At 49.3% G+C, this 19,346-nt stretch carries 22 protein-coding genes; 15 read left to right on the top strand and 7 right to left on the bottom strand.

What is annotated here, in order from left to right:
- Position 1 precedes the first annotated feature (1 nt).
- Entirely contained in the window at positions 2–883 is an 882-nt protein-coding gene (locus tag V5J77_RS10615; protein WP_338555732.1) for a DNA ligase, read from the bottom strand.
- Positions 880–1,725: a Ku protein gene (locus tag V5J77_RS10620; protein WP_338555733.1), complete on the bottom strand. Its 846-nt coding sequence runs from the start codon at positions 1,723–1,725 to the stop codon at positions 880–882. The genes V5J77_RS10615 and V5J77_RS10620 overlap by 4 nt, the downstream gene beginning before the upstream one ends.
- A gap of 130 nt (positions 1,726–1,855) precedes the next feature.
- Between V5J77_RS10620 and V5J77_RS10625 the strand changes: the two genes are divergently transcribed.
- The 4 genes from V5J77_RS10625 to V5J77_RS10640 all read left to right on the top strand — a co-directional run bounded on the left by V5J77_RS10625 (position 1,856) and on the right by V5J77_RS10640 (position 3,484).
- Positions 1,856–2,518 carry a hypothetical protein gene (locus V5J77_RS10625; protein WP_338555734.1) on the top strand — a complete coding sequence of 221 codons (663 nt, stop codon included), beginning with the start codon at positions 1,856–1,858 and terminating at the stop codon, positions 2,516–2,518.
- Positions 2,478–3,026: an accessory gene regulator B family protein gene (locus V5J77_RS10630; RefSeq protein ID WP_338555735.1), complete on the top strand. Its 549-nt coding sequence runs from the start codon at positions 2,478–2,480 to the stop codon at positions 3,024–3,026. Before V5J77_RS10625 ends, V5J77_RS10630 begins: the two co-directional genes overlap by 41 nt.
- On the top strand, positions 3,004–3,126 hold the full coding sequence (locus V5J77_RS10635) for a cyclic lactone autoinducer peptide (RefSeq protein ID WP_338555736.1): 123 nt from the start codon (positions 3,004–3,006) through the stop codon (positions 3,124–3,126). Before V5J77_RS10630 ends, V5J77_RS10635 begins: the two co-directional genes overlap by 23 nt.
- 106 nt (positions 3,127–3,232) lie before the next feature.
- Positions 3,233–3,484, top strand: a complete 252-nt coding sequence (locus tag V5J77_RS10640) for a DUF3892 domain-containing protein (RefSeq protein WP_338555737.1) — start codon at positions 3,233–3,235, stop codon at positions 3,482–3,484.
- Between the two features lie 102 nt (positions 3,485–3,586).
- Here the strand turns inward: V5J77_RS10640 and V5J77_RS10645 are convergent, their stop codons facing one another.
- Positions 3,587–4,312, bottom strand: a complete 726-nt coding sequence (locus V5J77_RS10645; RefSeq protein ID WP_338555738.1) for an MBL fold metallo-hydrolase — start codon at positions 4,310–4,312, stop codon at positions 3,587–3,589.
- Positions 4,313–4,450: 138 nt separating this feature from the next.
- On the opposite strand from V5J77_RS10645, the gene V5J77_RS10650 reads away from it, so the two are divergent.
- The 3 genes from V5J77_RS10650 (at position 4,451) to V5J77_RS10660 (ending at position 5,976) form a co-directional block, all read left to right on the top strand.
- Complete coding sequence (locus V5J77_RS10650) at positions 4,451–4,654, top strand: hypothetical protein (protein ID WP_338555739.1); 204 nt, start codon at positions 4,451–4,453, stop codon at positions 4,652–4,654.
- A 226-nt stretch (positions 4,655–4,880) separates the two neighbouring features.
- Entirely contained in the window at positions 4,881–5,444 is a 564-nt protein-coding gene (locus V5J77_RS10655; RefSeq protein WP_338555740.1) for a stalk domain-containing protein, read from the top strand.
- A 217-nt stretch (positions 5,445–5,661) separates the two neighbouring features.
- Positions 5,662–5,976, top strand: a complete 315-nt coding sequence (locus V5J77_RS10660) for a DUF1292 domain-containing protein (protein WP_338555741.1) — start codon at positions 5,662–5,664, stop codon at positions 5,974–5,976.
- A 219-nt stretch (positions 5,977–6,195) separates the two neighbouring features.
- On the opposite strand, the gene V5J77_RS10665 is transcribed toward V5J77_RS10660, so the two are convergent.
- Complete coding sequence (locus V5J77_RS10665; protein ID WP_338555742.1) at positions 6,196–7,665, bottom strand: aminotransferase class I/II-fold pyridoxal phosphate-dependent enzyme; 1,470 nt, start codon at positions 7,663–7,665, stop codon at positions 6,196–6,198.
- A gap of 123 nt (positions 7,666–7,788) precedes the next feature.
- Here V5J77_RS10665 and V5J77_RS10670 point away from each other — a divergent pair, with 123 nt between their 5' ends.
- The 3 genes from V5J77_RS10670 to V5J77_RS10680 are packed head-to-tail and all read left to right on the top strand — an operon-like array spanning position 7,789 to position 10,592.
- Entirely contained in the window at positions 7,789–9,075 is a 1,287-nt protein-coding gene (locus V5J77_RS10670; protein ID WP_338555743.1) for an MFS transporter, read from the top strand.
- 21 nt (positions 9,076–9,096) lie between these two features.
- On the top strand, positions 9,097–10,272 hold the full coding sequence (locus V5J77_RS10675) for an MFS transporter (protein WP_338555744.1): 1,176 nt from the start codon (positions 9,097–9,099) through the stop codon (positions 10,270–10,272).
- A gap of 44 nt (positions 10,273–10,316) precedes the next feature.
- Positions 10,317–10,592, top strand: a complete 276-nt coding sequence (locus V5J77_RS10680; protein ID WP_338555745.1) for a hypothetical protein — start codon at positions 10,317–10,319, stop codon at positions 10,590–10,592.
- A 132-nt stretch (positions 10,593–10,724) separates the two neighbouring features.
- Here V5J77_RS10680 and V5J77_RS10685 read toward each other — a convergent pair whose 3' ends face one another.
- Genes V5J77_RS10685 through V5J77_RS10695 form a run of 3 tightly spaced genes read right to left on the bottom strand, consistent with a single transcriptional unit; the run spans position 10,725 to position 13,269 of the window.
- Positions 10,725–11,387: a DUF1054 domain-containing protein gene (locus V5J77_RS10685; protein WP_338555746.1), complete on the bottom strand. Its 663-nt coding sequence runs from the start codon at positions 11,385–11,387 to the stop codon at positions 10,725–10,727.
- Positions 11,388–11,391: 4 nt separating this feature from the next.
- A complete protein-coding gene (locus tag V5J77_RS10690) occupies positions 11,392–12,087 on the bottom strand; it encodes a response regulator transcription factor (RefSeq protein ID WP_338556701.1) in 696 nt (231 codons plus the stop codon).
- 12 nt (positions 12,088–12,099) lie between these two features.
- Positions 12,100–13,269: a sensor histidine kinase gene (locus tag V5J77_RS10695; RefSeq protein ID WP_338555747.1), complete on the bottom strand. Its 1,170-nt coding sequence runs from the start codon at positions 13,267–13,269 to the stop codon at positions 12,100–12,102.
- A gap of 227 nt (positions 13,270–13,496) precedes the next feature.
- Here V5J77_RS10695 and V5J77_RS10700 point away from each other — a divergent pair, with 227 nt between their 5' ends.
- From V5J77_RS10700 to V5J77_RS10720, 5 genes are all read left to right on the top strand, one after another.
- A complete protein-coding gene (locus V5J77_RS10700; RefSeq protein ID WP_338555748.1) occupies positions 13,497–14,441 on the top strand; it encodes an ABC transporter ATP-binding protein in 945 nt (314 codons plus the stop codon).
- A 12-nt stretch (positions 14,442–14,453) separates the two neighbouring features.
- Positions 14,454–15,614, top strand: a complete 1,161-nt coding sequence (locus V5J77_RS10705; protein ID WP_338555749.1) for an ABC transporter permease — start codon at positions 14,454–14,456, stop codon at positions 15,612–15,614.
- Positions 15,607–16,761 (top strand): ABC transporter permease, encoded by a 1,155-nt coding sequence (locus tag V5J77_RS10710; protein WP_338555750.1) that lies wholly within the window; start codon positions 15,607–15,609, stop codon positions 16,759–16,761. The genes V5J77_RS10705 and V5J77_RS10710 overlap by 8 nt, the downstream gene beginning before the upstream one ends.
- 243 nt (positions 16,762–17,004) lie before the next feature.
- Positions 17,005–17,562: an RNA polymerase sigma factor gene (locus tag V5J77_RS10715; protein WP_338555751.1), complete on the top strand. Its 558-nt coding sequence runs from the start codon at positions 17,005–17,007 to the stop codon at positions 17,560–17,562.
- The gene (locus V5J77_RS10720) at positions 17,516–19,243 is read left to right on the top strand and encodes a DUF4179 domain-containing protein (protein WP_338555752.1); all 1,728 of its coding nucleotides are present in this window, start codon (positions 17,516–17,518) and stop codon (positions 19,241–19,243) included. Before V5J77_RS10715 ends, V5J77_RS10720 begins: the two co-directional genes overlap by 47 nt.
- Positions 19,244–19,346 lie beyond the last annotated feature (103 nt).

A 19,346-nucleotide genomic window follows, 5' to 3' on the forward strand; every position in this document is an offset into this window, starting at 1 on the left:
TTCATTCGCCATCTCCAAACCCAAGTAATCTAGGCTGTCTTAAAATGCCTGATTCCGTAAATTCGAGCGCACTTACCCGGCAGCTGAAGGGAGGGGCAATCCAAACGATGTCAGATTTTTTCATACTATTAGAAAGGTCGTGGAAAGGGCATTCGCCCGGATGCTCCATCATAAATTGCTTTAGCACCTGCTTTGAGGCATTGTCCAGCCCAGATACATGCCCGATGTATCTTCCTTCATAGCGTAGGACAAGGCTTGATACCTGTCCGTCACGCTGTTTAATGCCGACGACGTCTGCAACTAAGCGGACTTCTTTTCTTTTTTTAAACCAATATTGATGTTTTTTTCCCTCCACATAAGGGCCATCTAATCTTTTTGAAATAATACCTTCCCATTCACGCTCATTAAGCCATTGCCAAAGCTGCTGTCCATCAAAGTGCAAATCGGTTACAAATAGACGAGGCGTTTTCTCAGGGAAGGAGGCCTGTAGCCTCTCAAAGCGCTCTTTAAAAGGGAGCTTCCGTATATCCTCGCCATCCGAGTTGAGCATGTCAAACATGACAAATAGAAGTCCATCATCTTTGACGCGTTTTCGGACCCCGAGCTTGGCTCTTTGAAAGTTCGGGCGTACACCGTCAAAATAAGCGATCTCGCCGTCCAAAATGCAAGGCCCAACGCGTATGGGTTCTAATAAGGACACAATTTCGGGGAAAGTGTGATTACGCGGCTCTAAACGCCGCCCAAACAGCTCTACACCTCCTTTTCCATCTAAACGGGCCAAAGTACGTACACCATCCCATTTAATCTGATAGCACCATTGCGGCCCTATCGGTATATCAGGTGAGGTTATCGGAGCCATAGGAACGGCGGGGAGCTGCATCATGATGCAGTTCCTTTTGCTTTGGAGGTGCGTTTTTTCTTAGGAGCCGGCGCAGGCGGTGTCGCGCTCTTTGTTGCATCCAGGCTGGCCTGAAGCGCAGCCATAAGATCAATGACATTGGTTCGGCCTGAAGCTGCTGCTGGAGCGGATACAATGTCAACACTTTGACCGGCTATTTTTTGCTGTATCAGCTCGGTCAGCGCGATGCGGTAGTCATCTGTATATTTAGCAGCGTCAAAGGGCTCGCTGAGCTGCTCAATCAGCATTTTAGCCATATCGAGCTCCTTCTCATTGACAGCCGCTTGAGCTGGTAGGTTTGGCACCTGGCTGACCGCACGAATTTCATCGGGAAAAAACATCGTCTCCAAACACAAGCAGCTGCCGACTACCCGAACCGCTGCAAGACTGCTTTTGGAGCGAATAGATATTTTGGCTATACCTATTTTGCCTGTTTGTCGAATTGCCTCTAGCAGCAGGCTATACGCGCCAGCGCCCGCCATGTCAGGAGAAAGGTAATATGCTTTTTGATAATAGACGGGATCGATTTCAGCGAGGTTTACAAAATCTAAAATTTGAATGATCTTGGCGGAATCTGGCTTGATGGCCTCAAGCTCCTCCTCATTAACAATGACATATTTATCCTTTTCATACTCGAAGCCCTTCACAATTTCGTCAGGGCCAATTTCCTTATTACAATGCCGACATGTTTTCGCATAATTAATCGGCATGCCACAATCCTTGTGTAAGCTGCGAAAGGATAGGTCCCTGTCCTCCGTCGCCGAGTGCATTTTAACGGGGACATGCACCAACCCGAAGCTAATTGCCCCTTTCCAGACGGTATGCATAGATGTCACTCCTTATTGTTTTAATTTAGAGTGTACATTTACTGGAAAGCTATTCATTTAGCATCAAAATCTGTATTGCATTCAGCATGTCCACATGCAATGATGGATGAAAAGATAAAGGGAGAAAATAATGATAGAGTTTGTATTATTTATGCTTTTTTCAATTATCGAAGGTTTTGGCATTCTCCTTCTTATGCTAAAGATTTACAGGCATGATACTTCCAGCTTTTACTCTGCTCTTATCGTCATAACGCTATCGAGCTTGCAGAGTTATTTTTTGAGGGAGGAGCTTGCGCTTGAAAGTATAGTTCCAGTCATTCATATTTTCATATTCGTAATATTCCTAAGTTTTATTAAAAAGATTCCGTTTTTTGCGTCGTTGATTATTACTGGATTGGGCTTTTTTATTTTTGCCATGATACAGGGAGCAATTGTAAACACATTTCCTTTCTTTTCAGTAGCAGAGATAAAAGCACAGCCATATATGGGATACTTGCTGCAGTTGTTCACTGCCTGTATTAATTTATCTATAGCTTGGGGCTTAAACAGGCTTAAAATAGGTTTTGTAGAGGAAATTTCTGAGAAAATGCGCTTTCCGCATGAACGGCGTGTAGTCGGAGGCTTTATTATTGCAATCTTAATAGGCTTTGCCTTCATTTTGCATCAGCGCAGCGAGATTCTTAATATCGTTTATTATTTTGTAACTGCGTTATTTTTCTTTGTGTATTCATACCTGAAGGAGGTTATGTTCAATGTTGGAAACTTTTTCGAGAAAACTGGCAATAAGCATTAAGGCCATTGTTCCAGAGCATCCAGCTTCGGCAGCGCGACTGCAATACGGTTTGTCATTAATTTTAAACGCTCTATTTATTATTTCAGGGGCGCTGCTCATCGCGTTATTTACAGGCAAGGTGAGCGGTGTATTAGCGGCTCTTATCTCGTTTGCGATACTTAGGCAGGCATCGGGTGGGCTACATCTTAAATCGGGAACGATGTGTGTTGTGGTGTCGATTGGGGTGGCGACGGCGCTGTCGTTCACACCAGCATTTTCGAGCGGAACGCTGTTCATAATCAATTTAATTAATCTTCTGCTTGCATTGTTATTCGCACCATCAGACATTGAGAAGCAGTCGCGTATTCCTAGACGCTTTTACCCGGTGCTAAAACTGATTTCGGCTGTAATTATATGTAGCAATTTATGGATAGAATCGTCTATAATTGGATTAACATTGCTAGTGCAGTGCGTTACCTTAATTTTGGCTAAGGTGGTGAGTACTCATGCTAAAAAAGCTGGTTTATAAATTGGCTACATTTTTGGACTGCACAGCTGTTCTTTCAGTAAGAACAGCAAGCTATCTTTACGTCAATCAACCAGAGACACCGGAAGAGCTTCTGAAATAGTGGAAGCCATCTCACATAAAATCCTCAAAAGCTGCGCATCCTATCGACTGAATGCCGAGTGGCGGGCGGTAATTACCGCTCTCAATACGAAGGAGGCGAGCTTGATATGAGCGCGAACGAATGGAGCAATGTGGAAAGGGATCATTTTGTAGCGGTTCAGAAAAATGGAGACGGTGACCTGACGAGCTTTAAAACGTCATCGGGCCGTGTACTGGATTATCAGACGGCGCTGCAAGAGGTACAGGCAGGGCAAATCGCTGGCGTGAATGCCTTCAAGGGCAAGGATGGCGAAATGTACATCCGTGGCGATGCAGACGGCGATCCTACGAACAATTTGGATCAGCTTCCGCTGTTTTAAGCGGCAAGCCTGAGCCTAGCGCAACGATAACAAAAAGAGCCTGACGCGAAAAAACGCCAGGCTCTTTTTAATATCGTTGCTGATCATACGAGCTACGCGTACCTACACCGTGTAAACTTCACGCTGCTGTACAAACCGCATTTTCCCGGTATGACCTATGTAATTTTCCATCGTATCCCCATAATGCATGAGCCATATCCTCTCCTGCAACGGCTCCGGCAGTGTCAGCAGCTCGTCGAGACAGGCATGTACAACACCTGGCGCAATCAGCTGGCAGTCGTGAAAAATCGTATCCACGCCATCCTCCACAAGCCGCTCCAGCAATGACGGACTGAACTTCATATCCGCCGAATAGAAGAAGTGACGATTGAAAATAAACGAATAGCTATCTTTCCCCACAATATGCTCGGTCTTTAGCAGCTTCACCGTCAACCCTGGATGCAGCTCATGCTGGGCGCCTTCCTCCAGCCGTCTCACTTCAAAAAAATCATCAATGGATTGCAAGGGTCCTTGCGTCAGCCCGCCGCGCAGCGTCTGCTCCCACAACGGCTCGACGAGCGAGGAGGCGATGTACAGCACGGGCTTTTTTCCGTAAAGAAACATCATTTGAAAAGCATATTCCTCCAGTCCGCCCACATGGTCGCCATGAATATGGCTGATCAGCACGGCATCCAGCTCATCGAACGAAAGCTTCGCTTCATGCAGCGCTTTGGGCAGCGTAATGCCGCAATCGACCAGTAATTTAAATCCTGGCACTTCAATTAACGCATTGTTATTATCATATTTCTTGGCAAAAGCACTCCCTGTTCCGATCATTTGTATATGCAATGGAACACCTCCGTCTTCGAAATCATCTCGCTACATTTAATGTATCAAATGATTGGCAAACTGACAAATAGAGATACCCTTTGCCGGAGACCTACATATAATGCAGGAGCAAGATCCGGCAGGGAGGACAGAGCAGCAATGAGCAAAGGAAAAGGCAAAAACGCTAAGAAAAAACAAACGTCAGGTGAACGGAAGCAGTACCAATATAAATTGGTGCTATCCCCCGTCTGCGAAGTGTGCCCGACACCTTGTGCAAGGGGACTCGCGTATTTGGAGCGAATGTCCGAGCCGGGCGCAGTTGGAAAAGGGGTTCCTTGCGTGCTCACCCGCACTTATCATTAACCGGAATATTTCCCAGGCAACCGCATATTTCTACATTTTTTTCGCACGGGCAAGCTGCTTAAATCCCTGCAAAGGTTGATCTAATAAAAGGGAGAGCGCAAGCCTATGCTGGAGACAAAATATAGCGCTGGTACAGGGCTGAAAAAGTTTCTGTAACAGCGCAACTCTATTCATTTTGAAGAGTATAACCATATATCCAGACAAAGCGGATGGAGGGTACTCACCTATGAAATTCAGAAAAATAGCGATCTTGCTGCTGGCGCTTTTTTTATGCAGCAGTACCTTAATGATTGCGAGTGCGGCATCGCAGACCGTGAAGGTTCTCCTCAATGGCAGCGAGCTTGAAGAAGGCGGCATTATGGTGGATGGCAAAACTTACCTGCCGATTCGGGAAATAGCCAATAGCCTGCAAACCATCGTCACTTGGGATGGGCAGAACAAGAAGGCAACCTTAACGAGACCGAATGTACATATTGTACTCATGCAGGATAGCAAGCTGTTTGGCAATGTGACGAAGGGCAACTCGTATACGTTCAGCGTATTGTCGCAGGTGGACAATTTGAAGACGGATATTGCCGCGGTTAAAGTATCCATATTTGATCCGTATGGCAGCGAGAAGGTCATTCAGACGCAGACCGATACGATAACGAAGGACAACTTTTGGTATCGGACAGAAGACTTGAAGTACAATTTCGAATATTCAGGGAAATATGCGGTGAGATTTTTCCTGAAAACGAGCGCATCCGATGATTGGACGCTCGTCTCGGAGAAGCTGATTTCTTCGCAATAACGGCGATTGCCTGTGCTTCTTCCAAGTGGAGCAAACGCGGGCTTTTTCGAAATATAAGAAATTATTAGTTTCAAGCTTATAATTTCTTATATTTCACCCTCGAAACGGTAGCTTTACCTCCGGATGACGGCGACAGCCGTTTACGCTTGTTTGACCGCTGCTAGGTCTCATGGTACGATACTCAGGTATGGATAATTGACTGAAATGGGGTAAAACAATGACTGAGCATAATCATGGCGCAGATTGCGGTTGCGGAGAAGACCATGAACATGAAGAAAGTGTATTTATTGTAACGGACGATGAGGGCCAGGAACGTGAAATGGTCATGGTTTATACGTTTGAATCCGAGAACAACGCTTATGCGGTATTGCTGGATCGCAATGATCCTGAAGCAGACGGCGTTATTTTCCGCATCGAGGAAGAGAACGACGAGGCATACCTCGTTGGGATCGAAGACGATGAAGAATGGGATCGCGTAACGAAGATTTACGAAGAAATTGCGATTACTGAAAACGCAGCAAAAGAAGAGTAGGCTTTCCTCTCTTTTCACTGACCTTGCAAGTCATCATGCACATTAGCTGTTTATACACAAGACACCTGCGTCACCAAGAGCGAATGCTTCTGGGACAGCAGGTGTCTTTTGTTCAAATATAACAATTTATAAGGATCACACATATAAATGGACTTATATTTCTAAGGCAAAGCTCTTCATCGCCATGGAAGGACGACGAGGCCGTTTTTGCTTGAACGATTAGGAAATGGCCGTTTCCTCGAAAATAACTTTAACGAATTCAACGTTGCGATCCTCTGGACCTTTAACAGGGAGGCCTACCTCCACATGCTCTACAATATAGTCAATATTTTTCTGGGAAATAACCTCGCCCGGGAGTAGAATCGGGATGCCTGGCGGGTAAACATAAATAAATTCGGCAATAATTCGGCCAGCCGACTCTTTAAACGGAACGACCTCGGTATGCCCGTAGAAAGCATCGCGCGGCGAGAGCGACAGCTGGGGAATATCTGGAATTTTGACAACGAGCTCGCGAGCCTCTGCGCCTTCGTGGAAGCTGTCTGACAGCGCACGCAGCGCGACCAGCAATTTTTCTACTGAATCGGATGTATCACCCGGCGTAACAAGGCAAAGAATGTTATACATATCGCTCATTTCAATTTCGAGGTTGAAATGGTCACGGAGCCAGTTTTCCGTCTCATAGCCGGTAATGCCGAGATGGCGGACATGAATCGCGACCTTGGTTGGATCGAGATCAAAGGTAGCCTCTCCACCTAATATTTCCCGTCCAAAGCAGTACAAGCCGGGAATTTCATTGATGCTCTTACGAGCATACTCGGCAAGCTCAATTGCTTGCTCGGCCAGCTTGTGGCCGTTGAGAGCCAAATTGCGGCGCGACGTATCGAGCGACGACAGCAAAATATAAGAGGTCGACGTTGTCGTCAGCATGCTTATAATCGTTTGTATACGGTGGGGATTAACTCGGCCTCCGCGCACGTTCAGCACGGAGCTTTGCGTCATGGAGCCGCCTAGCTTATGAACGCTCGTCGCTGCCATATCTGCGCCAGCCTGCATGGCGGACATTGGAAGCTTTTCATTGAAATGAATGAGCACCCCATGCGCTTCATCTACCAGCACAGGAATATCGAAGGTATGCACTAAATCGACGATTTCCTTTAGGTCAGCGCATACGCCATAATACGTCGGGTTGATAACAAGCACAGCTTTAGAATCGGGATGCTTGTCCAGTGCGCGCTTGACAGCACGTGTCGTAATGCCGTGATCAATGCCGAGATTTTCGTCACGCACGGGTGAAATAAAGATTGGACGGGCACCTGCAAAAATAATGGCCGCCATAATCGACTTATGCACATTGCGCGGGACGATAATTTTATCGCCGGGAAGGCAGACGCTCATGATCATTGTAATAATGGCACCGCTCGTACCTTGTACGGAAAAATAAGTATAATCTGCGCCGAAAGCATCGGCTGCAAGCTTCTGGGCTTCCTCAATAACACCGGTAGGCTGATGCAGGTCATCCAGCGGAGCTATATTTATTAAATCGATCGATAACGCGTTATCGCCGATAAAGGCACGAAATTCGGCATCGCTGCCTAACCCTTTCTTATGTCCTGGAATATGAAATTGGGTAGGATTCTGTTCCGCATGGCGGCGTAATGCGCTGAAGAGCGGGGTTTTGTTATGATCCATCGCTTTCATCCCTGCCTCTCTAGTTAAAATACAAACAAGGTTGAGTATAGCAAAAACAAGTCGGAATGCAAGCAGCTTTTTTCAAAACGCTTGCTTGCGGCAGAAACGGAGGCTCGATATTAAATGAAAGAACGTTCAGGCAAAAAGCCATCAGGCGTCGTTATTTGGCGCTCTCCTTTTATTATTCAACTTCTGATCATTATGTTTATTATTGAATTTGTAAAGGGAGCGCTGCTCATTTCCATTCTGCCTGTGTACATGGGAACGGTGCTTGGCTTATCAGCTTACGCAATTGGCTGGGCACTGGCGCTGCAATATATTGGTGACAATTTGTTTCGCAGCCCGATTGGCTGGCTCATTGACCGTTTAGGCTACCGCTCCGTCATGCTTGCGGGTATTATACTGACCTTTACGGCCGTATTACTGGTCGCTTTTGCCCAGCATACGAGCTGGATAGTTGTCGCTTGTCTGCTGCTAGGCATTGGGACGTCCCCACTATGGCCGTGCGTCATTACAGGAGCGACAGAGGAGGCTGGAGAGGAAGCGAATGGGCGGGCGATGAGTGTTGTCTATGTCTCCTGGCTGGTCGGTGTGGGCGCAGGACCAATTGTAATTAATTTCCTGCTATCCAGCTCGTATACGGCAGCTTTCCGCCTCATCATTGGCGGTATGATCGTCGTTGTGCTCACGACGATGTTTCTGCCCGGACGCGGTCGCATGAAGCAGCGTTCAGGTGCAGCGGAGGACTCAGCGTCACAGACGGCTCGGCATACAGCAGGGAAAGGTGATGCTGCCAAGGAGCCGTTCAAAGCTCGCGCCAGCCGTTATTTTGCCAAAGTAGGCAAGTCGCTGCATGCCAGCAAGCTGCTTTATCCGGCGATGTTTGTGCAGAACTTCTCGCTTGGTCTGCTGACGCCGATCTTAACGCTGTTTGCGCGTTCGGTGCTCCATCTGACGCCCGCTCAGTACAGCTGGTTTCTCATCGCTGGCGGGGCTATTACGGTGCTGGGGCTCATTCCGGTAGGGAAGCTTGTGGACCGGGTCGGGACAAAATGGTTTTTGCATGTCGGGTTTCTCCTCGCCGCCATTTCGCTGCCGCTGCTTGGCATGACCCGTTCACTGCCGCTTGTGCTTGTTATTGTGGCGATTGTAGGCATTGGCTATGCCTGCATCATTCCGGCCTGGAATGCTTTAATTGCCCAAGCGATTCCAAAGGCGGAGCGCGGTGCCGTATGGGGCTTCTTTTTGACGATTGAAGGCTCAGGCATGGTGCTGGGCACGATTTTGTCCGGCAAGCTGTGGGATACCTTCGGCCATCAGGCGCCTTTTCTAGTAAGCGGAGCGATGCTGCTTGTCTTATTTGTTCTCCATTTGTTCATTACCAGAAAACAGCCAGTTATGATAACATAACGTGTGGAGGGGATGAGCTTAATGGACAGACGCTTGTTAATTGTAATGGCTACCTTAATGACAACATTTATTGGCTTCGGGATTATTATCCCGGTCATGCCCGAAATTATTAAAGCTGCGGACCCGCTTGGCGCGGAGGCGCATACGGGCTTAATGCTCGCGGTATATTCGGCTGTATCGTTTGTGCTTTCTCCGATATGGGGAAGCCTGTCTGACCGAATCGGCAGACGGCCTATCATTCTCATTGGCGTACTTGGCTTCGCTCTAAGCTTTGTCTTATTCGGCTTGTCGTCGGGCAATTTGACGCTGATGTATTTATCCCGCGTGCTGGGTGGCTTGTTCTCCGGTGCAGTAACCTCGGTTATCGTTGCTTACGTAGCGGATATTACAACGCCTGAGGAACGCACCAAGGGCATGGGACTGGTCGGCATGTCAATCGGCCTTGGCTTTACGATTGGGCCTGGGTTTGGCGGGCTGCTGAGCCTCGTGTCGCTGGAAACGCCGTTTTATGCAGCCTCTGCGCTTGCACTGATTACATTCGTGCTCGCATGGGCCAAGCTCAAGGAATCGCTTACGCCTGAGCAGCGCCGCATGGGTGCAAGCCGCCGGGAGTCACGCTGGAAAGCTTTTACCGGGCCGCTGAAATATTTGTACATACTGGCATTTTTCGTCACGTTTACGCTTGCAGGACTGGAAGCGACCTTGCAGTTTTTCGGCATGAGGCGCTTTGATGTAACGCCGCTTGAGGTAGGGATTTTGTTTTTCGTCTGCGGCTTTGTGGGTGCATTAATTCAAGGCGGTGTCGTGCGCAGAAGGATCAAAGTGGGCGAGGAGGGCAAATACATTGCCATTGGCCTCGTCATATCCAGCATCGGCTTTTTCATGCTGCTTGCTGCGCATTCGCTTTGGTGGGCCACGCTTTCCTTGGCCGTGTTTGGCATTGGCAATGCGCTCATTCGCCCTTGTGTAACGTCTTTAATTACTCAGAAGACGACGGTTGGACAGGGGGTTGCCTCTGGTCTCAGCTCTTCGATGGACAGCTTGGGACGTATTGCGGGGCCGCTGGCAGGCACGTTCCTGTTCACACTGGATTTAAGGCTTCCCTATGTATCAGGGGGCATTCTATGTTTGGCAGCACTTCTGCTGCTCATGCAATTCCGTCAAATGGATAAAAAGAAGGCAGCAGCGCAAGCTTGATTTCTATAATAATGAGGATAGGAATACAAGGAGAGGAGACGTAGATGAAAAATACGGTTTTTCGCGCCTTGCTGACAGGAGTTGTCTTTGTCATTGTTTTTTATGGTGTGCAGCTAATTGGCGGCATCTATATGACGGAGCAATATGTCCCCGACATCATGGCGCAATATGAATCGGTTGACTATTTGCAGAAAAACGTAGCCGTCGGCTGGGTGGACAACACTCCTAGTTGGGCATGGCTGCAGGTATTGCTTGTCATGTTAGTTGGGGCAGCTGCCTATTATGTGGTAAGGCTATTGAAGCGCAAATTATCCAAGTGACCAGACTACTAACTTGCCGATCGTTTTTCATCAAGCAGGCACTTCTACGAAATCTGCTAATCGCTCAAAAGCCGCTGTACCTTGCAAGAGACAAGGGCAGCGGCTTTTGGCGTATGCAATATATGATGTGATTTATTCCTGCAAGAGCGAGCGGCGGTATAGCGGCAGCAGCGATTCATAGGTTGAGGAAGCAAGCTTCACAAGCGCTTCGCCATCACGCAAAATCGGGTCGTCAGCCGCAATATGCTGACCGATGAGCAGCTCGGACTTCTTGACGTCGCGGAAGCGGACGAGGGCTTGCTTCCATTGCTCCTCCGACATTTCACTGACGGGAGCGGATTCCTTTTTTGTATGATCAAGCGAAATGACATAAGAGGAAGGAACCTGCGCGATAATTTCATCCAGCTCATTTAAGTAGGCGGAGGCGATGCGGGATTTATTCGGCGTCTCGTAAATGAGGGCGAACCAAATAAACAGATGATCGTCAAACAGTCCCAATTGAAAATGCGGATGCGCCTTATACCCGCGCTTATTATTGCAAATCGCGAGCCACGTATCCTTAGGCGGATTAACGGAGCGGCGGGCATGCTTCGCTACATGCAAAAACATTTCGTCGCCTGCCTGCATGGACAGCTCGGTGCGCAAGCGCTCGCCAAGGGAGCGAAACTTAGGCTGGATTTTTTCCTGGATTCCCGCCATCCGCTCCGCTAGTCCCTGAAGCTGAAACACCTCGAAATCCTCTTGTGTAAATCCTTCAAGCTCGGTCCTGCTACTCTCTATCGTTTTTATGCTCATACGGTTATCTCTCCTTGCTTGGAATGAATGATAATTTCAAATAAAAAATCGCCATTTGCGTGCGATCCCGCAGCCCCAGCTTGTGCAGCATGTCGGAAATGTAATTTTTGATCGTACCCTCACTCAAAAAAAGCGATGCGGCAATTTCCTTATTTGATTGCCCTTCGGCAACGAGGCGAATAATTTGCTGCTCGGCCTGCGTCAAGCTGTAACGCTCTGCAAGCTCGCCGCTAGTACGTTCTTCAGGGGAAAGTACCGGCAGTGCAGCTTCTTCCGCATCTGGCATCGTAATCATGCCCGCCAGCTTGCGGGCAATATCGGGATGAATGAGCAGCGAGCCCTCGTAAACGGTTTTAATGCCATTAATAATGCGGCTTGGCGGTACGTTTTTCAGCAAATAGCCGCCGGCGCCGCAGCGGATAGCCTGCACGATATAGTCGTCATCGTCGAAGGTGGTCAGGATGAGGACGGCAGGGGGCTGCTCCAATGCCCGAATGAGCCGCGTGCCTTCGACGCCATCACAGCCGGGCATGCGAATATCCATCAATACGACATCGACCTTCGTCCTTTGCACAAAATCTGCTGCGGCTTTGCCGTCTTCGCATACGCCCGCCACGTGAAGCTCAGGGTCGAGCTGCAAAATAACCTGCATGCTTTCCCGAATAAACGGATCGTCATCTACAATTAATACGGTAATGATAGCGGCGTCCTCCTATCTTTTCACAAATCCATGCTTCTCGTCAGCGCCGCTAGCGCCTCCTAGCAGCGGGAGCTCGGTCGTCACGCTAAAGCCATCGTCCGCCCTCCAAGACAGCTTTCCGCCGATTAATGATATACGCTCCCGCATGCCGCGCATGCCAAGCCCTGCTGTAATGGCCCCTTCGGGCACAGCTCCATTGTTGGCAATCGTCAGGGCTACGGTGCGCGGTTGAAATAGCAGCGTAACCTTAACCCTTGTGGCGCCTCCGTGGCGAACCGCATTTGTAATGGCTTCCTGGGCGTTCTTGAACAAAATAAATTCCATACTCGGGTAGAGAGGAAGTGGGTTTCCTTGCACCTCAAAGGCGACGGCGATGCCGAGCGCTTCGCCGGAATCTTTAACGAGGCGATCCAGCGCATATTGCCTGGAGTCTCCTTCGCTGGGTACCGCGAGCCTGCGCACGGTTTGGCGCATCCGCTCCATGCTGTCCTGCAGCTGGTCGCGAATTTGCCCGACGGTCGCCTGCGCACGGGCAGGGTCCGCCTGAAACAGATGCAGCGCGGCCTCAGACATCATTTTCACCCGGATTAAGCGATGTCCGAGATCATCATGTATGTCTCGTGCAATCCGATTGCGTTCTTCAGTCTGTGCGTATTGCTCGATTTGCGAGGCATAGCTTTGCATGCGGCGCCTTGCGGCTTCCAGCTCCTCATGGCTATGTGCAAGCGCTGCATACAGCGCCTCTACTTGGCTTCTCTTGCCCTCCACCTGCTGGGTAGCCTGAAGCACCGCCCCAATCGTCAGCCACAACAGCAGCATAGCAGCCATCATGCTTGGCGCTAGCCCGCGCATGGCGATCCAGAGGCATATCCCTCCTGCCATGAGCCATATTGCGGCAAGCCCGGCTGATGGCTTCGTGCTTAATGCTGCTATTAAAGTAGAGAAGAGGAGCAGGAACAAGACGCCGCCAAAATGATAGGCGAACCATCCGAAGCCCAACAGCTCCATAAACAAAATCAGCACCACATATTTAGGAAACAGCGTAACTAGTTTAATGGCAGACAATGAAACCAAGACGCCGATCGTATAAATGGCATAGCTTGCGGATGAAATGGAGAATACGCTGATGACTGCGGGTACGGCAATCAATAGGCCGCGAAACCAGTAAAACGGTACAAACATGTCGGATTAGCTCCCGCATCGCCATAGGCTATTATCAGCCTAATGCGTTTTTACTTTTAATTTCTATCGTTTCATTATAGCATAATCGTCCAAAAACCGGCTGTATACAGCCAGCGCTAAGGATATGACTTTCGTCACCTTCAGCTTGTGACTTTGTAGAGCTGTATGCCCTAAGGGCGGCGTTTTATAATAAACACAAGATGATGAATGGGAAGGATGAGGCGTAGATGAGTCTAGTAACATTTCGAGATGTAGTTAAAAAATATGACAGCACCATTACCGTCAACCATTTGACTTTTGATATTGGCGAAGGCGAAATTTTCGGACTGCTTGGACCGAATGGCGCAGGGAAAAGCACGTCGATTCATATGCTTTCAGGCCTGCTTCCGCTGAGCGGCGGGGAAATTAAGGTGGGCGGCTATTCGATTCGCAAGCAGCCGCTTGAGGTTAAGCGTCTAATCGGGTTAGTTCCGCAGGAGCTGGCGATTTACGATACACTGACCGCTTGGGAGAACGTTGCCTTTTTTGCTAGGCTGTACGGTCTTAGAGGCAAGCAGCTGAAGCAGCGAGTGGAGGAATCGCTGCAATTTGTCGGGCTGCTGGAACGGGCGAAAGACAAGCCGCAAACCTTCTCTGGCGGCATGAAACGCCGGCTCAACATTGCCTGCGCCATTACGCATCGCCCGAAGCTGATTATAATGGACGAGCCGACGGTCGGCATTGATCCTCAATCGCGGAATCATATATTGGATTCGGTTCGAGAGCTGAACCGGCTGGGCTCAGCGATTATATATACAAGTCATTACATGGAGGAAGTGGATGCGATTTGCTCGCGAATCGGCATTGTCGATAAGGGCAAGCTTATCGCCTGCGGAAGCAAGGAGCAGCTGAGACAGCAGGTGGGGCAGGAGGAGCGAATTATTTTCGAAGTCGATCAGGCGCATCAGGCTGCGGCAAAGGAAATGGGCGAGCATCCGGCAGTTAAACAAATAGATGAGCAGGAAGGCATGCGGAGGCTTGAGGTTACCGTCAAGGAATCGCCCTCCGTTCTTCAGGATTTGCTGTTTATTTTGCAAAAGCATGGCATTTCGCTGCGGCAGCTCACGAGGGTCGAGCCGAATTTGGAGTCGCTTTTCCTCCAATTAACCGGCCGTTCGCTGCGAGATGAATAGGAGGTGTGGAATATGCGGACATGGTGGATTACGTTTACTTATGAATGGATCAAAATGAGCCGAATGCATACGCTGCTTGTCGTGCTCACCCTGCTTCCACTGCTATTGATTTATTTGCTGGGCAGCGCCTTTGACAGTGTCATTAAGCCAGCAAAGGTAGCGATATACAACAGCGATCAAGGAGCACAGCGAGCGAGTGTAGATGCTTTTTGGCAGGGGGCTGATGTCGTTCCGTACGTCATTCCCACAGTATTCACCAATGAGGACAAAGTGCGGGAGGCGGTGCAAAATGGCTCTGCCGATTACGGTGTTGTTATTCCTGCGGACTACTCTGACAAGCTTGCGGCGGGAGAAGCTGTTAGCTGGCGAACGTTCGACGGTAACGATGGAAGTAAAAATATTGCGGCAAATTCGGTCATTCGCTCGTACCTGTCTCAAGTAAACATGCAGTCTGCAGCTGTTAAGGTGCTTGGGCCAGAAAGCTTATCTGGGCTGGCAGGCAGTCAGAAGGAGGCTGCGGCGCGGGTTAACGTGCAGACGCTGGGCGGTGGATCAGATCAAACCTTTGGCTCCGTATCTGCAATTCAATATTATTCAGTTGCCTATTTAATCATGTTTTTGCAGTATGGCGGCATGACGGGAGCGGTTGCTTTGCTGCGGCAAAAAAGTGCAGGAACGCTCCAGCGCTTATTTGGCATCCCTACGTCGTTTGGTGCAGTTGTAGCGGGCATCATTAGCGGAGCCGCAATGCTCGGTGTCATGCAGGCCATTATTATCATTGTTGTGACCAAATATGTTTACGGCGTCGATTGGGGAGGGGCTTATTGGGGCATTGCTCTGATCTCACTGCTGACGATTATTGCCGGCTCTGGCCTTGCGCTCACGATTGCATCATTTGCCGCTACCGTCAAAACGATGCAGACGCTGTTCAACACCTTGCTGTTCAGCATGACCTTCTTAAGCGGAGGCATGGTGGCGATGATTCAGAATAAGCTGGGCCTTATCAGCAAGCTGAACATTAATTTCTGGGCGAATGCGGCGCTGCGTGGCTTAATGGATGGCTCAAGCCGAGTTCTTGTTTGGCAAAATATCGGTATTTTGGCCGCGATAGCCGCAGTTCTTGCTATTTTAGCTATTATTCGCTTGCCTAAGGTGGTGAAGCAGCATGCCTAGCCTGCCAATTGCGATGCAGCTCATTCGTCGAACGATGGGAACACGCCGGGGCTTTTTTCTTAATGTACTGCTTCCTGCAATCGCCTTGTCTGTTATTGCTGGCTTGTTCAGCAGCCTGCAATTCGGTAAAGAAGTCATTATAATCAGCAATGCAGATCGAGGAGCTATGGGCGCTTATGTGCTGGATACTGTAAATCAGGACTCGCTTTATGAGGTGAAAATACAGCCGGATTGGGCAGATAAGCAGGTCAGGGAGGCTGTTGCAGCTGGTGATGCGGATGCAGCGATTTTTATTCCAGCCGATTTTACGGAGCGCTTGCTTGCTGGCGAGCAGCCGCAGCCGGTGCTGTACCGCTGGACGGAGCAGCTGTGGAATGCCTCGCTGCTATCGTCCCTAGAGGCTCAGGCAAGCAGCCTAGCCGCTGCCGCTGAATTGCTGCAAGCGGCTGGTGGAGGGGGTGTTCTCGATGCCGGGAAGCTTAGCGAGCTGCTGGAGCAGCAGCAGGCAAGGCCTGCGGTTGCCTTGGAGCATACGCCGATGAAGCTAGGGGTAGTTGCTGCCAATCCGATTATGATTGGAGTGATTTTGCTTTTTCTCATGCTGCTGGTCAGCCAGTCTGTCGGCTTTATTATGGAGGATCGGGAAATAAGGACGATGGCCCGCATGTATACAGCGCCGCTTCGTGCCCTTGATATTGCTTTGGGCAATTACTTGGGCAGCATATTGGTGGGCACCATTCAGCTTGTGCTTGTGCTCTCGCTTACTTATTATGTGTTTGGATATTCGCCGGGCGTTTCCTTTGGTGCGATGCTGTTGGTCTTGGAAGCCTTCATGCTGGCCGCCATTGGCGTGATGACAGCTGTTGCAGGGCTTGTGCGAAATGCCCACCAGCTCAGCCAAATCAATTTGCTCATCGTTACGCCGACCTCGATGATCAGCGGTTGTTTTTTTCCGCTATCCATGATGCCGGAGTTTATGCAGAAGCTGGCCAATTTTATGCCGCAAAAATGGGCGCTGCAAGCGATTGACAAGCTCAGTACAGGAGCGGGACTCAGCGAAATTGCACAGCCTATGCTTATTTTAATGCTGTTCGCTGTTGTCCTGCTGATTTTCGGCGGAGCCGTGCTGCGTCCGAGTCAGAGATAAACAGCTAGCTTGCAGCAGCAAGCATTCAGCTTATCTATAGAATCGTTTAAAATAGTGCATGTACTTGCTTACTGGCGAAGTCCGCTGGTAGAGGAACATGCGCTATTTTTGTGTAGTCGTATGGTGGCTCAACATTCGTGAAAATAAAGGTTATAAAAAATTGAGAGCAGAAAATGAACCTTTTGACTCCTTTAATTGTTTATAGGGTGTACATGGCGAGTGCGAGAGGAGGAAAAGCGGGTTATGACGGAAAGAGAGCTGTTCGAGCAATATAATAGGGACGTGTATAAAACGTGCTACTACATGCTCCGAAATGCAGCGGATGCGGAAGATATATGTCAGGAAGTGTTTGTGACGGCCTTCCGCAAGGAATGGCGGCAGGTTGATCAGCTTAAAGCATGGCTGCTGCGTTTGACAGTTAATTCCTGTCTAAATGCAATCCGCCGCGCCAAAAACGGGCGGCTGAAAGAAAGCTTAAGCGGCTGGCTGATGCGCAGACACCCGGAAACGGTGGAGCAGGTGGTCGAGAAGCGGGAAGCGCATCAAGAATACAGCATGCTCGTGGAGCAGCTGCCGCTAAAATTTCGCACAGTAATAGCGCTGCGCTATATGCAGGAGCAAACACTGCCAGAAATAGCGGACATTCTAGGTATTCCAGTAGGTACGGTGAAGTCGCGGCTGCACAAAGGGTTAAAGCTGATGAAGCAGGCGCTGGAGGCCAAGGATGGAAAATATGAACAAGGAGGCATGCATTATGAAACTATTAGAGAACGAAATGATTCAGCGCTTGAAAAAAGCTGAACCGCCAGCCTATCCTGATTTTGAGGCGATGTGGCAGCGGATTGAGCATATAGGTAAGGAGGATGCTTTCAGCGGAGGGGAGGCGGTCGGGACAGCGGGTTTTCAAGTTAGCAGAGCAAGCTCGCAGCAGGGCAGCGATACGGAAGCGTCGGGGCGCGAAGCGGAAGCGGTGCACCTGTTGAAGAAGCCGCGCAGCCTAAAGCGTGGTCTAGTGATTGCGGCGGCAATTGCTTTAGTCGCGGCGACTCCTGTTTTTGCCTATCAATTAGATTGGGCTCATCTGTTGAATGGCAGAAGCGGTATTCAATCGGCTCTTGCTCAAGGCATGGGACAAAAAATCGAGAAGTCGTCCGTTCAGGACGGCGCGACCTTTACCATTCATACGGCAGTTGTTGATGACAACCGTACGGTTCTTCTTTACAGTCTCGCTCCAGCGGGCGGAGAGGCCGGTTATTTATCCTTTTCAGATATGCGATTGATGGATTCAAAGGGGAAAGCGATTGAAGGCAACTATTCGATGAGAGGCTGGGATGAGGCAAGCCATTCATATCGTGGTTATTTCGAGACGGAATGGACGCCGGAGCAGGTTGTGGAGCAGGTGGATTTTTCAGCGTCGGGGGCAAGCTTTATTTCGAACGCCGTCATCCCAATAGAGCTCGACCTGACTAGCGATGACATACAACGCTTTAATTTGGATCAGGATGGAATCGGCAAGCTGGAGGTTCAGCTTTTCAAGCAAAATGGGGATGAGGTTTTGCTTTCCTCCGCGCTCACCTTTACAGATAAAACAGTAGAGGGCTATGCGTTCCCTGAGTTAACAATCGAAAGCGGGAACAGTCGTGTTAAAACAAGCCGCAGCGGTACATTTGGGAAGCCGGGGCCTAATGGTGAATATACGATGCTGCAATATTTTAAGCAGAGTGATTTGACGAGCAGTCATTTAACCTTCAGCCTTAGCTATGCCCGTGAAGAAGGACGAATTGACGGAGGGTGGAGCATACCGCTTGAGCTAGACAAGCAGCAGATGCTTTCTGGCACGATTAAACATGACGTTCAGGTGCCGATTGATTTGCAGCAACATAGCTTTAAAATTGATCAGATTGTCATTACGCCAACCCAAATCAGGCTTACAACAAGCCATGAGCAAAAATATATGCAGTACCCCTTCCAAAATTATAAGCTAGATGTTGGAGGAACATTGTTAGAAGGTTACCTTTGGAGAGGCAATGAGCCTTATAATAATGCTATACGGTTTGAGCGTCCGCAGGGACTTGTCATTTCGGAGCAGACCCCGATTACGCTCATTCAAAGCTATGAGGTAACAGAGCATACGGATAAGGATGCAGTCATTCACTTGAGCAATATAAAGGAAGAAAAGCAGTACATGACGACGGAAGTGGGCGGCTATCCAGTTAAGTGGACCTATTACCGTAAGGGCTCAGATGTATTCCTGCAAAACGAAAGCGACGACAAAACGTTCGGCGGCGTCAACCAGACGTTCCGCGGAAAAGGGAGAGACAGAGTGCCTAGTGAAATACTAACCGCTAATTTCTCCGGCGACGGCATTAACAGCTCGACAGAGGTTTATCGGAACTACGAGGGAGACAGCCTTGATCTGTCCATCTATTATTACACGACGGATGCACCGGATAAGGAGCTGCGCACACCGCTGCTGCCATAAAAACGATAAGATGCCTCCTAAATAATTCGTAGGGGCGCGTTCAGCGCTTGCTGCAAGCCGCCCAAATGGGGCGGCTTGTATTATTTTTTTACCCAAAATCAGC

Source organism: Paenibacillus sp. KS-LC4 (assembly GCF_036894955.1).
Taxonomy (GTDB): domain Bacteria; phylum Bacillota; class Bacilli; order Paenibacillales; family Paenibacillaceae; genus Pristimantibacillus.

What these genes read in the sequence shown, in the direction of transcription:
- V5J77_RS10655 (WP_338555740.1), top strand. Translation starts at nt 4,881, where the DNA reads ATGAAATTCAGAAAAATAGCGATCTTGCTGCTGGCGCTTTTTTTATGC.
- V5J77_RS10670 (WP_338555743.1), top strand. Translation starts at nt 7,789, where the DNA reads ATGAAAGAACGTTCAGGCAAAAAGCCATCAGGCGTCGTTATTTGGCGC.
- V5J77_RS10685 (WP_338555746.1), bottom strand. Translation starts at nt 11,387, where the DNA reads ATGAGCATAAAAACGATAGAGAGTAGCAGGACCGAGCTTGAAGGATTT.
- V5J77_RS10625 (WP_338555734.1), top strand. Translation starts at nt 1,856, where the DNA reads ATGATAGAGTTTGTATTATTTATGCTTTTTTCAATTATCGAAGGTTTT.
- V5J77_RS10660 (WP_338555741.1), top strand. Translation starts at nt 5,662, where the DNA reads ATGACTGAGCATAATCATGGCGCAGATTGCGGTTGCGGAGAAGACCAT.
- V5J77_RS10650 (WP_338555739.1), top strand. Translation starts at nt 4,451, where the DNA reads ATGAGCAAAGGAAAAGGCAAAAACGCTAAGAAAAAACAAACGTCAGGT.
- V5J77_RS10700 (WP_338555748.1), top strand. Translation starts at nt 13,497, where the DNA reads ATGAGTCTAGTAACATTTCGAGATGTAGTTAAAAAATATGACAGCACC.
- V5J77_RS10720 (WP_338555752.1), top strand. Translation starts at nt 17,516, where the DNA reads ATGAAACTATTAGAGAACGAAATGATTCAGCGCTTGAAAAAAGCTGAA.
- V5J77_RS10615 (WP_338555732.1), bottom strand. Translation starts at nt 883, where the DNA reads ATGATGCAGCTCCCCGCCGTTCCTATGGCTCCGATAACCTCACCTGAT.
- V5J77_RS10680 (WP_338555745.1), top strand. Translation starts at nt 10,317, where the DNA reads ATGAAAAATACGGTTTTTCGCGCCTTGCTGACAGGAGTTGTCTTTGTC.
- V5J77_RS10665 (WP_338555742.1), bottom strand. Translation starts at nt 7,665, where the DNA reads ATGGATCATAACAAAACCCCGCTCTTCAGCGCATTACGCCGCCATGCG.
- V5J77_RS10675 (WP_338555744.1), top strand. Translation starts at nt 9,097, where the DNA reads ATGGACAGACGCTTGTTAATTGTAATGGCTACCTTAATGACAACATTT.
- V5J77_RS10635 (WP_338555736.1), top strand. Translation starts at nt 3,004, where the DNA reads ATGCTAAAAAAGCTGGTTTATAAATTGGCTACATTTTTGGACTGCACA.
- V5J77_RS10630 (WP_338555735.1), top strand. Translation starts at nt 2,478, where the DNA reads ATGTTGGAAACTTTTTCGAGAAAACTGGCAATAAGCATTAAGGCCATT.
- V5J77_RS10705 (WP_338555749.1), top strand. Translation starts at nt 14,454, where the DNA reads ATGCGGACATGGTGGATTACGTTTACTTATGAATGGATCAAAATGAGC.
- V5J77_RS10710 (WP_338555750.1), top strand. Translation starts at nt 15,607, where the DNA reads ATGCCTAGCCTGCCAATTGCGATGCAGCTCATTCGTCGAACGATGGGA.
- V5J77_RS10620 (WP_338555733.1), bottom strand. Translation starts at nt 1,725, where the DNA reads ATGCATACCGTCTGGAAAGGGGCAATTAGCTTCGGGTTGGTGCATGTC.
- V5J77_RS10715 (WP_338555751.1), top strand. Translation starts at nt 17,005, where the DNA reads ATGACGGAAAGAGAGCTGTTCGAGCAATATAATAGGGACGTGTATAAA.
- V5J77_RS10695 (WP_338555747.1), bottom strand. Translation starts at nt 13,269, where the DNA reads ATGTTTGTACCGTTTTACTGGTTTCGCGGCCTATTGATTGCCGTACCC.
- V5J77_RS10640 (WP_338555737.1), top strand. Translation starts at nt 3,233, where the DNA reads ATGAGCGCGAACGAATGGAGCAATGTGGAAAGGGATCATTTTGTAGCG.